The sequence below is a fragment of the Amycolatopsis sp. NBC_01480 genome, from assembly GCF_036227205.1.
Classification (GTDB): Bacteria; Actinomycetota; Actinomycetes; order Mycobacteriales; family Pseudonocardiaceae; genus Amycolatopsis.
Window position 1 is genome coordinate 342,426 of the sequence record NZ_CP109442.1, and the last position, 13,861, is coordinate 356,286.

At 72.5% G+C, this 13,861-nt stretch carries 11 protein-coding genes; 4 read left to right on the plus strand and 7 right to left on the minus strand.

The features are described from left to right. Positions 1-54: 54 nt before the first annotated feature. Positions 55-1,782 carry an arginine--tRNA ligase gene (gene argS / locus OG371_RS01700; RefSeq protein WP_329064816.1) on the plus strand — a complete coding sequence of 576 codons (1,728 nt, stop codon included), beginning with the start codon at positions 55-57 and terminating at the stop codon, positions 1,780-1,782. Position 1,783: 1 nt separating this feature from the next. Here the strand turns inward: argS and OG371_RS01705 are convergent, their stop codons facing one another. Beyond that, positions 1,784-3,061 carry an FAD-dependent oxidoreductase gene (locus tag OG371_RS01705; protein WP_329064817.1) on the minus strand — a complete coding sequence of 426 codons (1,278 nt, stop codon included), beginning with the start codon at positions 3,059-3,061 and terminating at the stop codon, positions 1,784-1,786. 92 nt (positions 3,062-3,153) lie between these two features. Here OG371_RS01705 and OG371_RS01710 point away from each other — a divergent pair, with 92 nt between their 5' ends. Further along, positions 3,154-3,774 (plus strand): TetR/AcrR family transcriptional regulator, encoded by a 621-nt coding sequence (locus OG371_RS01710; RefSeq protein ID WP_329064818.1) that lies wholly within the window; start codon positions 3,154-3,156, stop codon positions 3,772-3,774. On the opposite strand, the gene OG371_RS01715 is transcribed toward OG371_RS01710, so the two are convergent. Continuing rightward, positions 3,764-4,342: a TetR/AcrR family transcriptional regulator gene (locus OG371_RS01715; RefSeq protein ID WP_329064819.1), complete on the minus strand. Its 579-nt coding sequence runs from the start codon at positions 4,340-4,342 to the stop codon at positions 3,764-3,766. The two genes, OG371_RS01710 and OG371_RS01715, sit on opposite strands and share 11 nt — an antisense overlap. 70 nt (positions 4,343-4,412) lie before the next feature. On the opposite strand from OG371_RS01715, the gene OG371_RS01720 reads away from it, so the two are divergent. Beyond that, on the plus strand, positions 4,413-5,129 hold the full coding sequence (locus tag OG371_RS01720; RefSeq protein ID WP_329064820.1) for an SDR family oxidoreductase: 717 nt from the start codon (positions 4,413-4,415) through the stop codon (positions 5,127-5,129). 24 nt (positions 5,130-5,153) lie between these two features. Here the strand turns inward: OG371_RS01720 and proB are convergent, their stop codons facing one another. The 5 genes from proB to OG371_RS01745 form a co-directional block, all read right to left on the minus strand. Next, positions 5,154-6,263, minus strand: coding sequence for a glutamate 5-kinase (proB, locus tag OG371_RS01725; protein WP_329064821.1), 1,110 nt, complete (start codon positions 6,261-6,263; stop codon positions 5,154-5,156). Then, on the minus strand, positions 6,260-7,822 hold the full coding sequence (gene obgE, locus OG371_RS01730; RefSeq protein ID WP_329064822.1) for a GTPase ObgE: 1,563 nt from the start codon (positions 7,820-7,822) through the stop codon (positions 6,260-6,262). The genes proB and obgE overlap by 4 nt, the downstream gene beginning before the upstream one ends. A 113-nt stretch (positions 7,823-7,935) precedes the next feature. Continuing rightward, on the minus strand, positions 7,936-8,199 hold the full coding sequence (gene rpmA / locus OG371_RS01735) for a 50S ribosomal protein L27 (protein ID WP_315660579.1): 264 nt from the start codon (positions 8,197-8,199) through the stop codon (positions 7,936-7,938). A 49-nt stretch (positions 8,200-8,248) separates the two neighbouring features. After that, the gene (gene rplU, locus OG371_RS01740) at positions 8,249-8,563 is read right to left on the minus strand and encodes a 50S ribosomal protein L21 (protein WP_329064825.1); all 315 of its coding nucleotides are present in this window, start codon (positions 8,561-8,563) and stop codon (positions 8,249-8,251) included. Positions 8,564-8,745: 182 nt separating this feature from the next. Next, positions 8,746-11,880 (minus strand): translation initiation factor IF-2 N-terminal domain-containing protein, encoded by a 3,135-nt coding sequence (locus tag OG371_RS01745; protein WP_329064827.1) that lies wholly within the window; start codon positions 11,878-11,880, stop codon positions 8,746-8,748. 517 nt (positions 11,881-12,397) lie between these two features. On the opposite strand from OG371_RS01745, the gene OG371_RS01750 reads away from it, so the two are divergent. Further along, positions 12,398-13,840, plus strand: coding sequence for a S8 family peptidase (locus OG371_RS01750; RefSeq protein WP_329064829.1), 1,443 nt, complete (start codon positions 12,398-12,400; stop codon positions 13,838-13,840). Positions 13,841-13,861 lie beyond the last annotated feature (21 nt).

Here is a 13,861-nt window from a genome sequence, read left to right on the forward strand (position 1 = left end):
CGCTCGGGGCGGGTCGCTAGGCTTCAGCGACTCGGCAACCGAAGGAGGGACACCATGCAGGCGACTGAGGTGAGCGAGGAACTGGCGCGACGCGTGGTGGACGCCGTCGGCCGCGCCCTGGACGTCGAAATCGCCCCGGAGGACGCGCTGATCGCCGTCTCCGCCCGCGAGGGCGTCGACTACCAGTGCAACCTCGCGATGAGCCTGGGCAAGCGGCTCGGCCGGCCGCCGCGCGAGGTCGCGGGCCTGATCGTGGCGCACCTGGAGCTCGACGGCGTCGCGGAGACGCCGGAGATCGCGGGGCCCGGGTTCCTGAACTTCTTGCTGCGCAAGGAATGGCTGGAGCAGCGGGTGACGGCGCTGGGCGGCGACGACCGGCTCGGCGTCGCGCCCACGGCCGCGCCGCGCCGGATCGCCCTCGACTACAGCAGCCCGAACGTCGCCAAGGAGATGCACGTCGGGCACCTGCGCTCGTCGGTGATCGGCGACGCGATCGCGCGGCTGCTGCGGTTCGCGGGCCACGAAGTGCTGCCGCACAACCATCTCGGCGACTGGGGCACGCCGTTCGGCATGCTCATCGAGCACCTGCTGGACGAGCCGCCCGCGGGCCCCAGCGGTATCGGCGACCTCAACGCGTTCTACCAGGCCGCGCGCCGGAAGTTCGACTCCGACGAGGCGTTCGCGACGCGTTCGCGCGAGCGCGTGGTCAAGCTGCAGGGCGGCGACGCCGAGACGCTCGCCGTCTGGCAGGAGCTGGTCGACGAATCGACACGGCACTTCAACGAGGTCTACCGGCTGCTCGGCATCACGCTCACCGACGCCGACATCTACGGCGAAAGCTTCTACAACCAGTACCTCGGCAAGGTCGTCGACGAGCTGGAGGCCGACGGCCTCACCGAGATCAGCGACGGCGCCGTTTGCGTGTTCCCCCAAGGCTTTCACAACCGTGAAGGCGACCGGCTGCCGTTGATCGTCCGCAAGCGCGATGGCGGCTACGGCTACGCGGCGACGGACCTGGCGACCGCGAAGTACTGGACGACCGAGCGCGGCGCGACCGACCTGCTGTACGTCGTCGGGACGCCGCAGGCCCAGCACTTCGCCATGCTGTTCGCCGTCTGCCGCGCAGCGGGCTGGCTCGACGGCGTGCGAGCCGAGCACATCGGCTTCGGCTCCGTGCTCGGCGCGGACGGCAAGGTGATGCGCACGCGCGCCGGTGAGACGACCAAGCTCGCCGACCTGCTCGACGAGGCCGTGACCCAGGCCGCGGCCGTGGTCGCCGAGCGCAGCGAGCTGGGCGCGGACGAGCAGCGCGCGGTGGCGCGGGCCGTCGGCATCGGCGCGGTGAAGTACGCGGACCTGTCCGGTGACCGCGAGCGCGACTACGTGTTCGCCTGGGACCGGATGCTGGCCAAGGACGGCAACACCTCGGTCTACCTGCAGTACGCGCACGCGCGGATCGAGTCGATCCTCGCCAAGGCGGGCGAGCAGCCGGCGCAGGCGCCCGTGCTGCTGGGCGAACCGGCCGAACGCGCGCTGGCCCTCACCCTGCTCCGGTTCGGCGAAGCCCTGCGCGCCGCCACCTCGGGGTACGCGCCGCACAAACTGTGCACCTACCTGTACGAGACGGCGGTGACGTTCTCGCGCTTCTACGAGCAGTGCCCGGTCCTCGCCGCCGCGACGCCGGAGCTGCGCACGTCGCGCGTCCAGCTCGCCACACTGACCTCGCGGACGCTGGTGCTCGGCCTGGGCCTGCTCGGCATCGAGGCCCCGCGCCGGCTCTGACTCACGACTCGCCGTGCTCGGCGAACATTCGGCGCTTCAGCGCGGGAATCGAGCCGACGACCGCGAACATGCTGCGGGACATCGCGCGGGCGAAGCGGTTCTCGGTGACGAAATCCTCGGCGCTGCGGGCCGAGGCGCGCACCGCCTGGAAGCCGTACACGCGCATCCGGTGCTCGTAGTCCGCGACGGCCGCGCGGACCTCCCCAGCGTCGATCAGGTTGGCACCGATCAGGTTGCGGCACAACAACTGCGCGTCCCGCAGCGCCGTGTTGGCGCCGATCCCACGGAACGGCGTCATGCTGTGCACGGCGTCGCCCAGCAGGGTGACTGGACCGGTCTCCCACGGTTCGACCGGCACGGAGGTCTTGATCGGCAGGCGGCTCACGGTGCCCTCGGGCGACAGCTCCACCAGCCGGGACAGGCCCGGGTGCCAGCCCCGGATCTGGTCCAGCACCACGGCGCGCAGCCCGGCACCGTCCAGTTCGGACAGTCCATCCGGGAGGCGCCGGGCCGACGCGCCGTACGCCCAGGTCACGTAGCTGCCGGTGTTGTCGAACAGCACCGGGTCGACGGCGGCGGTCTCGTCGTTCACCTCGGCGCCGGCGAATTCGTGCGGCGCGGTGAACATCGCGCGGCCGCGTGGCGGGAGCACGAAGTTCGGCCCCGCCGTCAGCCGGGCGGGCACGAGGCCCCGGGTCTCCGCGGTCAGCGGGTACTTGCCGACGACCGCGGTGATCCCGGTGTCCACCCGTCCGGCGTGCGGCAGCAGTAACGCGCGCACGCGTGAATTCGCGCCGTCGGCCCCCACGACCAGGTCCGCTTCGGCCGTGGTGCCGTCCGCGAAGAAACACGTGACGCCGTTCGGCCCGGTCTCGTAGCGGACGAACTCCTTGTCGTACCAGAGGATCCCGTCGAGCCCGGCGGAAAGCACCTGGTGCAGCGAGATCCGGCTGACCGAGTGGTGCGCGGCGGCCGGGTCCGCCCCCGTCTCCTCGTCGATCACGGCCAGCTCCCGCAGCTGCTCGGTGACGAACGCGAAGTCGCCGGTCCCCTTCCCGCGCGTGGCCAGGAACCGCTCCCACGCGGGCGCCGGCAGGCACTCGTGCAGCGCGGCCGAGCCGTGCGGGTTGATGTGCAAACGGTAGCCCTGCAACCGTTCCGTGCGGGTGCGGCTGCGCTCGTACACCGCGACCTCCACGCCGGCCGCCGCCAGCCCGTGCGCCAGGCACAGCCCGCCGGTGCCGCCGCCGATCACGGCCACTCTCAGGTTCTCGCTCATGGTCACTCCCCTTGGTCTCGGCGTCCATAATTATCCGTATAGATGATTAAGTCAACCGTGAGGATGATTGAGTCACCGGCTAGGCTGAGCCCGTGCCCGAGAACAGCCCCCGCCGCTCCCCCCGCCCCGGCGAGCGTCAGCGCGATCGCGAACGCACGCGGGCGCGGATCCTCGAAGCGGCGAAGGCGGAATTCGGCAGCAAGGGTTACGCCGCGGCGCGCGTGGGCGAGATCGCCGAACGCGCGGGCGTCAACAAACAGCTGATCTCGTACTACTTCGGCGGCAAGGAAGGCCTGTACAACGAGCTGAACAGCCCGGTGTACCAAGGATTCTCCGCGCTCGCGGGGACGGACCGGCCGCTCGCGGAGGTCGCGGCGGACTTCGTGCGCACCGGCCTCGCCGACACCGACCTCGGCCGGCTCTTCCTGTGGGAGAACCTCACCGACGGCGCGCCGGACGCGGTCGGCGTGGAGGCGCAGCGCGAGTTCCTGCGCGGCCAGGTCGACTACGTGCGCGCCCGGCAGGAGGCCGGCGACTTCCCCGAGGACGTCGACCCCGCGGCGCTGATGCTGATGCTGATGGCGGCGGCGAGCGCGTCGCTGGCGTTCCCGCGGGTCGCGCGCGCGATCACCGGCCAGGACCCCTCGTCACCCGAGTTCGCCGAGGAGTACGCGGAGCAGCTCGCCCGCGTCGTGCGGCACCTCAAGCGGTAGCGAGCAGCGCCACCAGCTCGTCGGCCAGCTCCGGGCCGAGCGGCTCGTGCGTCGCCAGCAGCCGGTACCAGAGCGTGCCGAAGACGACGTCGAGCACGGTGCCCCGCTTGAGCCCGTCCGGCAGCTCGTCCCGCTCGACCGCCCTGGTCACGATGCGGTCCAGCACTTCGCGGCGTCGCGAAAGGAAGTCCTCGCGGAAGCGGTCGCCGAACACCGGGTCGAGCTGGGCCTGGGCCATCAGCGCCCGCAGCGTGTCGCTCACCGGCTGCTTGGTGCCGAGCGCGAACGTGGCGACCAGGAACTCGCGCAGGTCCTCGGCGAACGAGCCGTGGTCGGGCACCGGCACGATCAAGTCGGCCTTGGTCGCCAGCGCCTCCATCAGCACGTCCGCCTTCGACGGCCACCACCGGTAGACGGTCTGCTTGCCCGCGCCCGAACGCGCGGCGATGCCTTCGACCGTCAGGCCGGCGTACCCGACCTCGACGATCAGCTCCAGGGTGGCGGCGAGGATCGCGTCCCGGCTCTGCTCGCTGCGCTTGCGGCCGGGACGAGGGGGCTGGTCGGTCATGGGAAACGATGGTAGCGTAATTCGAGACGAGACGGCACGGTTCGAATTAGGTTCAGCACTAGGAGAACACATGAGCAAGCGCACGGCCCTTGTCGCTGGGGGCACTTCGGGCATCGGGCTGGCGACCGCGCGGAAGCTGCGCGAGCGGGGCTACGACGTCCACATCACCGGGCGCGGCAAGGAAAAGCTCGACGCCATCGCGGCCACCGACCCGGAGCTGACCGGCCACCAGGCCGACGGCGGGGACGCGGCCGCGATGGCGGCGGTGGCCGAATCCCTCGGCCAGGTCGACGTGCTGGTGGTCAGCCTCAGCGGCGCCGAGGGCGCGGGCCCGATCGCCGAGCTGGACCTGGACGGACTGCGCCGGGCCTTCGACGCGAAGTTCTGGGCCCACCTCACCACGATCCAGGCGGTGCTGCCGCGGCTCGCGCCGGCCGGGTCGATCACGCTGCTGACCGCCATCAGCGCGCGCACCGGGATGCCCGGGACCGCGGGGCTCGCGGCGATCAACGGCGCGCTGGAGGCCACCGTCAAGCCGCTGGCCGCGGAGCTGGCGCCGATCCGCGTCAACGCCGTCTCGCCCGGCGTCGTCGACACGGCGTGGTGGAGCAGCATGCCGGCGGAGCAGCGTGAGCCGTACTTCGCGCAGCTCGCCGCGGCGCTGCCCACCCGGCAGGTCGGGACCGCCGACGACGTGGCCGACGGCGTGGTGTTCATGGCCACCAACCCGAACGTCACCGGCACCGTGCTGGAGACCGACGGCGGCGCGCGGCTGATCAGCCTCTGACCCTGCCTGCTTTAGCGGCCTGCTCTAACGACGCAGCGGCACCAGGTCGTCGGCGTGGACAACCTCGCGGCGGAACTCCGCGGGCAGCTCGGGGGTGGAGCGGCCGATCAGCGCGGGCAGCTCACCGGCGTCGAACGCGACCACGCCGCGGGCCACCGGGATGTCCTTGGCGTCCACCAGGTCGACCACGTCACCGGCCTGGAACTCGCCCTCGACGCCGGTGATGCCGGCGGCCAGCAGCGAGCGGCGCCGGCGCACGATGGCGGTCACGGCGCCGTCGTCGAGGCGGAGGCGGCCGGACGCGTCGGCGGCGTAACCGAGCCAGAAGCGGCGCGCGGACAGGCGGGTGTCGGCCGGGGCGAAGGCCGTGCCGACATCCGCCGGGCCGAGGGCGCCCGCGGCGTCCGCGGCGGCGGCGAGCAGCACCGGGATGCCCGCTCCCGCGGCCGTGCGTGCGGCCGCGAGCTTCGAGACCATGCCGCCGGTGCCGAGGCCGGACGAGGACATGCCGACGCTGATGCCGTCCACATCGGACTCGCTCAGCACCTCGGTGATCCGGCGGGTCGCGCCGTCCCGCGGGTCGCCGTCGTACAGTCCGTCCACATCGGACAGCAAGACCAGCGCGTCGGCGCCGATCAGGTGGGCCACCAGTGCGGCCAGCCGGTCGTTGTCGCCGAAGCGGATCTCCTGCGTGGCCACGGTGTCGTTCTCGTTCACCACCGGCACGGCGCCGAGCGCGAGCAGCCGCGAGAACGTGCGCTGCGCGTTGCGGTAGTGCGAGCGGCGGACCACGTCGTCGGAGGTCAGCAGCACCTGCCCGACGGTCAGCGAGTAACGGCCGAACGACTCGGCGTACGCGTGCGCCAGCGCCAGCTGCCCGACGCTCGCCGCCGCCTGCTGCGTCGCGAGGTCACGCGGGCGCTTGACCAGGGACAACGGCGCGAGGCCCGCGCCGATCGCGCCGGAGGAGACCAGGACGATCTGCGCCTCCCGCGCCACGCGCGCGGCGATGGCGTCGACCAGCGCGTCCAGCCGCGCCACGTCGAGCCCGCTGCCCGCGGTGGTCAGCGCCGAAGACCCGACCTTGACCACGAGCCGGCGCGCGTCGGCGATCTCCTGGCGGGTACCGCTCACCGGTCCAGCTCCACCGAATCCCCGGTGACGCCGGTGTCCGGACCGGCTGCGTCGAAGTCCGCATCATCATCGGCGTCTGTGTCGAATTCAACGGCGGTGCCTGATTCGAAAGCGGTGTCGAACTCGGAGCCGCCGTCGGGCCCGTCGCGGCGGATCCGGCGGGCCTCCTTGCGGTCGGTCGCGCCGATGCGCTCGTTGCGCTCCAGCCGCACGTCCGTGCCGCGCCCGGACAGGTGCACGTGGACGTCCGGGGTCGAGGGCTGCCACTCGAACTGCACGTCGCCGACCGTGACCGGGCTGCCCGGCCGCGCGCCGAGCTTCGCCAGCTTGTCCTCGACGCCGAGCCGGTTGAGCCGGTCCGCGAGGTAGCCGACGGCCTCGTCGTTGGTGAAGTTGGTCTGCCGGATCCAGCGCTCGGGCCGGGTGCCGCGCACGATGAACGCGCCCTCTTCCGCCGGGTCGGCCTCAACGGTGAACCCGCTGTCGTCGACTGCCATCGGCCGCAGCACGATCCGCTCGGCCTCCAGCACCGGCTGGGCCTCGCGGTACTCCTCGACGACCTTCGACAGCGCGAAAGTCAGCTCGCGCAAGCCCTTGCGCGACGCCGTCGACACCTCGAACACCTGGAGCCCGCGGGCCTCGAAGTCCGCGCGGACGAACTCGGCCAGCTCCGCGGCCTCGGGCACGTCGATCTTGTTCAGCACCACCACGCGCGGCCGCTCGTCGAGCTTGCCGCCCAGGCCCGGGGTGTACTTGGCCAGCTCGGCCTCCAAAGCGTCCACATCGGACACCGGATCGCGGCCCGGCTCCAGCGTGGCGCAGTCGACCACGTGCACCAGCACGGCACAGCGCTCGATGTGGCGCAGGAAGTCCAGGCCGAGGCCCTTGCCCTCGGACGCGCCGGGGATCAGGCCGGGCACGTCGGCCATGGTGAACGCGGTCTCGCCGGCGGTGATCACGCCGAGGTTCGGCACCAGCGTGGTGAACGGGTAGTCGGCGATCTTCGGCTTCGCCGCGGACAGCACCGAGATCAGCGAGGACTTGCCCGCCGACGGGAAGCCGAGCAGCCCGACGTCGGCCACCGAGCGCAGCTCCAGCACCAGGTTGCGGCTCTCCCCCGGCTCGCCGAGCAGCGCGAACCCTGGCGCCTTGCGGGCCTTGGACGACAGGGAGGCGTTGCCGAGCCCGCCGCGGCCGCCCTGGGCGGCGACGAACGTGGTGCCGACGTTCACCAGGTCCGCGACCAGCTCACCGTCCTCGGTGAACACCACGGTGCCGGCCGGGACGTGCATCTCCAGCGCGTCGCCCGCGGCTCCGTTGCGGTTGCTGCCCTGGCCCATCTTGCCGTTGCCGGCGCGGGCGTGCGGGCGGAAGTGGAAGTCGAGCAGGGTGTGCACGTTGGGGTCGACGACCAGGGTGACGTCGCCGCCGTTGCCGCCGTTGCCGCCGTCCGGGCCGCCGAGCGGCTTGAACTTCTCGCGGTGCACCGAGGCACAGCCGTTCCCACCGTCGCCGGCGGTCAGGTGGATCACCGCGCGGTCCACGAACCGGGACGCCATGACAAGCCTCTATTCACTCGCGAAAAAAGTACCGAACAAAACAAACGAGGGGTGGGGCCGGATATTCCGGCGCCACCCCTCGTTCGGAGAATCGTGCGTGTCGAAAGCCTGGATCAGGCGTCGACGGACGCGGGCACGATGTTGACCGTCTTGCGGCCACGCTTCGTGCCGAACTCGACCGCACCGGCGGCGAGCGCGAACAGCGTGTCGTCGCCGCCACGGCCGACGTTCACGCCGGGGTGGAACTTGGTGCCGCGCTGGCGGATCAGGATCTCGCCGGCGTTGACTTCCTGGCCGCCGTAGCGCTTCACGCCCAGTCGCTGGGCGTTGGAGTCGCGACCGTTGCGGGAGCTGGACGCACCCTTCTTGTGAGCCATCGCTCAAGCCTCTTTCTGAAGACTAACGACTTTACGAAGATCCGGAGAACTACTGGGAGATAGCGGTGACCTCGACGCGGGTCAGCTTCTGCCGGTGACCCTGGCGCTTGTGGTAGCCGGTCTTGTTCTTGAACTTGTGGATCCGGATCTTCCGACCCTTGGTCTGCTCGACGACCTTGCCGGTGACCGAGACCTTCGCCAACGCGTCGGCGTCCGTGGTGACCTCGCCACCGTCAACGAACAGCACGGCGGGGAAGGTGTGCTCGGTGCCCGGCTCGCCCTCGAGCTTCTCGACCTCGACGACGTCGCCGACGGCCACCTTGTACTGCTTGCCGCCGGTCTTGACGATCGCGTACGCCGACACGGAAGTCTCCTGCATTGATCTCGGCCCTGTAACTACTAGGCAATCGGGTGGGGGCTGGCGCGGACGGCCCACCGTTGAGGCGGTCCAGGTTCTCGCGCAGCGGCCTGCTCTGGTGGCGGGCCGTATTACAGGTTACGTGAGGTTCCCCGGTGGATGGACACCGGGGTCCCCTACGTGGTGGTTCAGCTCTGCTCCGAGGCGTGCACCGGCGGGCCCGCCGGACGCGAAGCCGTGCGCCGCGGACGGCGCCGGGTGCTGCGCCCGGCCGGGGCCGGCACGTCGATCTCGGATCCGGCCGCGGCGGACTGGTCCGCCTCGGCCGAAGTCTCACTGTACGTCACCGGCTGCTCGGCCGGCTCGGGCTCCGGCGTGGCCTCGGCCACGACCGGCTCCTCCTGCGGCACCTCGACCTCGTCGGCCGGGCTGGTGACCGGCTGCCCGGCCACCTCGACGGCCGGCTCCGGGACCGCGGGCGCGGCCTCGTGGACCTCCGGCGTCTCCGCGGTGTCGGTGACCTCGGGGGCGTGCTCTTCGTGTTCCGGCTTGACCGCCGCGACCTTCGCCGCGTGGGCGATCGCCTGCACCGCCGTGACCACGGACTCGCGCTGCTCCGGCGTCGGGGCCGGCTGCACCGGCTCCGGCTTGGCCTCGGCCTGCTGCGGGCTGTCCTCGCCCTTGCCGCGGCCGCCGCGCGACCGGCGGGAGCTCTTGCTCTCGCCACCGCCACCGTGGTTGTGGCCGTTGTTCCCGCCACCGTTGCCGTTGCCGCCGCCGGCGGTGCGCTGCGGCTCGGTCGAGACGACCACGCCGCGGCCCTTGCAGTGCTCGCACGGCGTGGAGAACGCCTCGAGCAGCCCGGTGCCGATCTTCTTGCGGGTCATCTGGACCAGGCCCAGCGAGGTGACCTCGGCGACCTGGTGGCGCGTGCGGTCGCGGCCGAGGCACTCGGTCAGCCGGCGCAGCACCAGCTCGCGGTTCGACTCCAGCACCATGTCGATGAAGTCGATCACGATGATGCCGCCGATGTCGCGCAGCCGGAGCTGGCGGACGATCTCCTCCGCCGACTCCAGGTTGTTGCGGGTCACCGTCTCCTCGAGGTTGCCGCCCGAGCCGGTGAACTTGCCGGTGTTGACGTCGATCACCGTCATCGCCTCGGTGCGGTCGATCACCAGGTAACCGCCCGAGGGCAGCCAGACCTTGCGGTCCAGCGCCTTGGTGATCTGCTCGTCGATCCGGTGGTCGGCGAACGCGTCGCCGGTCCCGGTGTAGCGCTTGAGCCGGCCGATCAGGTCCGGCGCCACGTGCTCGACGTACGAGTGGATGGTGTCCCAGGCCCGGCTGCCCTGGACCTCGAGCTTCGCGAAGTCCTCGGTGAACAGGTCGCGCACGACCTTCACCAGCAGGTCGGGCTCTTCGTAGAGCATGGTCGGCGCGCCGCCCTTCTTGGGCTGGCCCGACCCGGCCTTCTCCTTGATCACGTCCCACTGCGCCTTGAGGCGGCGGACGTCGCGGTCCAGCTCCTCCTCGACGATGCCCTCGGACGCGGTGCGGATGATGACGCCCGCGTCCTCCGGGACGATCCGCTTGAGGATGTCCTTGAGCCGGCGCCGCTCGTTCTCCGGCAGCTTGCGGGAGATGCCGGTGGCCCCGCCGGCCGGCACGTAGACCAGGAAGCGGCCGGGCAGCGAGATTTGCGTGGTCAGCCGGGCGCCCTTGTGCCCGACCGGGTCCTTGGTGACCTGCACCAGCACGCTGTCGCCGGTGGAGAGCGCCTGCTCGATCTTGCGGGCCTTGCCTTCCAGGCCGGCGGCGTCCCAGTCGACCTCGCCGGCGTACAGCACGGCGTTGCGGCCGCGGCCGATGTCGATGAACGCGGCCTCCATGCTCGGGAGCACGTTCTGCACCCGGCCGAGGTAGACGTTGCCGACGATCGAGCCGGTGCCCGAAGACGTCACGAAGTGCTCGACCAGCACGCCGTCCTCGAGCACGCCGATCTGCGTCGAGTCGCCCTTCTCGGCGACGACCATGGTGCGCTCGACCGCTTCCCGGCGGGCCAGGAACTCGGCCTCGGACAGGATCGGCGCGCGGCGGCGGCCGGCCTCGCGGCCGTCGCGGCGGCGCTGGCGCTTGGCCTCCAGGCGGGTGGACCCGCGGACGCTGCGCACCTCGTCGCGCGCCGGGCGCTCGGCGGGCTGCTGCTCGGCCTTGGCCTGGCGGACGTGGGTGACGGTGTTGGGCGGGTCGTCGGTGCCCGAAGAGCCGTCGGAGCTGTCGTCGTCCCCGCCCTTACGGCGGCGACGGCGGCGACGGCGCTTGTTGCCGCCGTCGGAATCGGAGTCGTTGTCGGAGTCGGCGTCGCCGGAGCTGTCCTCGGACTCGGCGCTCTCGGCCTCGGCGGGCTTGTCGTCCTCGTTCGTGTCGCCGCCACGGCTGCGCTTGCGGCCCTGCGGGCGTTCCGGCTGCTCGTCGGCCGAGTCGTCTTCGCCCTCGCCCGAGCCCTCGTCGCCGCCCTTGCCGCGGCCACGGCCACGGCGGCCACGACGGCGGCGACGGCGGCCGGCGGCCTCGTCGCTGTCGTCGTCCTCGCGGTTGTCGCGGTCGTCCTGCTCGTCCGTGGTCTCCTCGGCCTGGTCCTCGTCGGCCGGCGCCTCGACCACGCCGAAGACCGGGCCGGGCTTGGAGCGCGCGGGCTTGGCCGAGGCGGGCTCGGCCTCCGGCGGCAGGAACACCGGCGACGGCGCGGCGAACACCGGCACGTGGACCGGGCGCTTGCGACGGCCGGTGGGCCGCTCGGCCTGCTCGGCCGATTCGGCCGGTGCTTCGGCGACCTGCGGCTCGGCGGCCGGCTGGGTGCCGGTCGGCTGCTCGGAGGCCTGCTGGGTGTCGGCGGGCTGCTCGGCGACCGGCTGCCCGGCCGCTCGGGAAGCTCCGCGACGCACGGTGCGGCGGCTGCTCGACTTGGCGGCCGGGGCTTCAGCAGCTTCTTCGGCAGCCGGGGCTTCGGTGACCGGGGCAGCTTCGGCGACCGGGGCGGCTTCGGGCTCGGCCGCGGCGGGCTGCCCGGCCTCGTCGCCGGTGGCGTCGGCGGAGAGCGCCTCGGCCAGGCGGATCGCGACCTCACGGGTCACGCTGGACTGCGCACTGCGCGGGCTCTCACCCAGCTCGGTCAGCTTGGCGAGGATCTCGCGGCTGTTCGAGCCCAGCAGCTTGGCGAGCGCGTGCACGCGGATGCGCGGCGGAAGCTCGCCCAGCGGGCTGGTGGTAGGTGCGGCGGTGTTCCCGCCGGCCTGGTCGGCGGGTGTATCCGCGTTCGACATGTTTCTCCTCCGCCCCCGGGCGCGTCGGCCGGTGAACACCGGTGACGACGCGGCCGCGCAGGGGCCCTTTCTGTTTCGTGCCCGCCAGGTGTGTCCACCGGCGGGAATCCTTGCCAACAGCCATGCGGTCCACCGGTCGGCGGGACACGCATGGCAAGGTCTGCTCGGCGGTGCGCCGGTCTGGCTCGCAACCCCGCAGGCCACCCACCACGACGTCGAGCTGCCCGGCCTCCCGGGTGCGACGCACGTAGTGCCGGTCCGGCACTCCACCGGGCCGCTCAGGACGCGGGCGGGATGCCCGTCGCCGAAGCGGCCGACTTGAGTATCCCACACCGGGGTGTGCACCCGGTGTACTCGGTGCCACACCCAGGCGGGCAGGCGTGCCGCGCTCATGCACCCGGGCGAACTTCGGCGTTGCGCTTGTCGCGGTGCCGCGCCGGTGGCTACCGTGCGGCTCGGGCACGTGCGCGCAGGTCGCCGCGGTGCCCGGCGTTTCCTGCGTGCGGTGGGAGGTCCGGTGTCCCTGCTGGCGCGGCCGCTGCGGGCGGCCGTGTGCACCGTCGTGGCGCTTTCCGGGTGCCTCGCCGCCGGCCCGGCCGCGGCCTCGGCCGGGGACTCCTGCGCCCCCGGGGCGCGGGTGCTGCGCTACGTCGTCGCGTTCGACCGCGGCACGCCCGAACCGGACGCGCGCGGGCAGATCGGCACCGCCTGCGGGGACACGACCGTGTACTACCCGCAGATCGCTGTGGCGGTGGCCACGTCGGCGGATCCAGGGTTCCCCGCGAAGATCGGGACAGACCGGGCATTCAGCGCACAAGAGACGAGGCTGGCGGCGCAGCGCGCGACCGGCGCCGACCCGGTCCGGCCGGCGCTCGCCCCGCTCTCCCCCACCGACCCGGCCCGGGTGCCGGCCGCCGACCTGTCCGGCGAGCAGTGGGACATGCGCGCGATCAACGCGGCCGCGGCGCACCGGATCACCGAGGGCCGCCGTGACGTGGTGGTCGGCGTGCTCGACTCCGGCGTCGACCCGCGTCACCCGGACCTGGCGGGCGCGATGGACGCCGCGGACTCCGCGGGCTGTCTGACCGGCGCGGCCGACCCGCGGCCGGCGGCGTGGCAGCCCACCACTTCGGTGCACGGCACGCACGTGGCCGGCATCATCGCGGCGGCCGACGACGGCAAGGGCATCACCGGGGTCGCGCCCGGCGTGCGGATCGCCTCGGTCAAGGTGATCGACGACCGCGGCAACGCCGACCCGGAAGCCGCCGTCTGCGGGCTGATGTGGTCCGCGGCGCACCACCTGCCGGTGACCAACAGCAGCTGGTTCGTCAACCCGTGGTCCCTCTCGTGCGTGCGCGGCGACGACAACGGCGTGGTGCACGAAGTTCTGGCGCGGGCAGCGGAGTACGCGACTTCGGCCGGCACCCTGAACGTCGCGGCGGCGACGAACGAGGCCGTCGACCTGACCCCCTCGGCGCATTCGGGCGTGCCCTCGGCCGCCGGCCGGTGTGAGGCGCTGCCGGCCGGGCTGCGTGACGTGGTGGCCGTTTCCGCGGTCGGCGCGGACCGGGTGAAAACGGGCTACAGCTCGTACGGCCTCGGCGTGGTCGACGTCGCCGCTCCCGGCGGCGACGCGGGCCAGTGCGTGGTGTCCACCGTGCCGGGCGGGTACGCGCCGCTGTGCGGCACTTCGATGGCGGCGCCGCACGTGGCCGGGGTGCTGGCGCTGCTGAAGTCCGTCCATCCGGCCGACTCCCCGGCCGACCTGCGCCGCACCCTGGAGACCCGGGCCGCGCCCCTGGCGTGCCCCGACGACTACGACCTGACCGGCGACGGCGCGCAGGACGCGTACTGCGCGGGCTACGACAACTACAACGGTTTTTACGGCCACGGCATGGCCGACGCGCTGGCCGCGGTGGAGACCCCGGTGACGGGGCCGCCCGACCCCTCCGCACGGTGAGGCTGGCAATCAGGTGAGCAC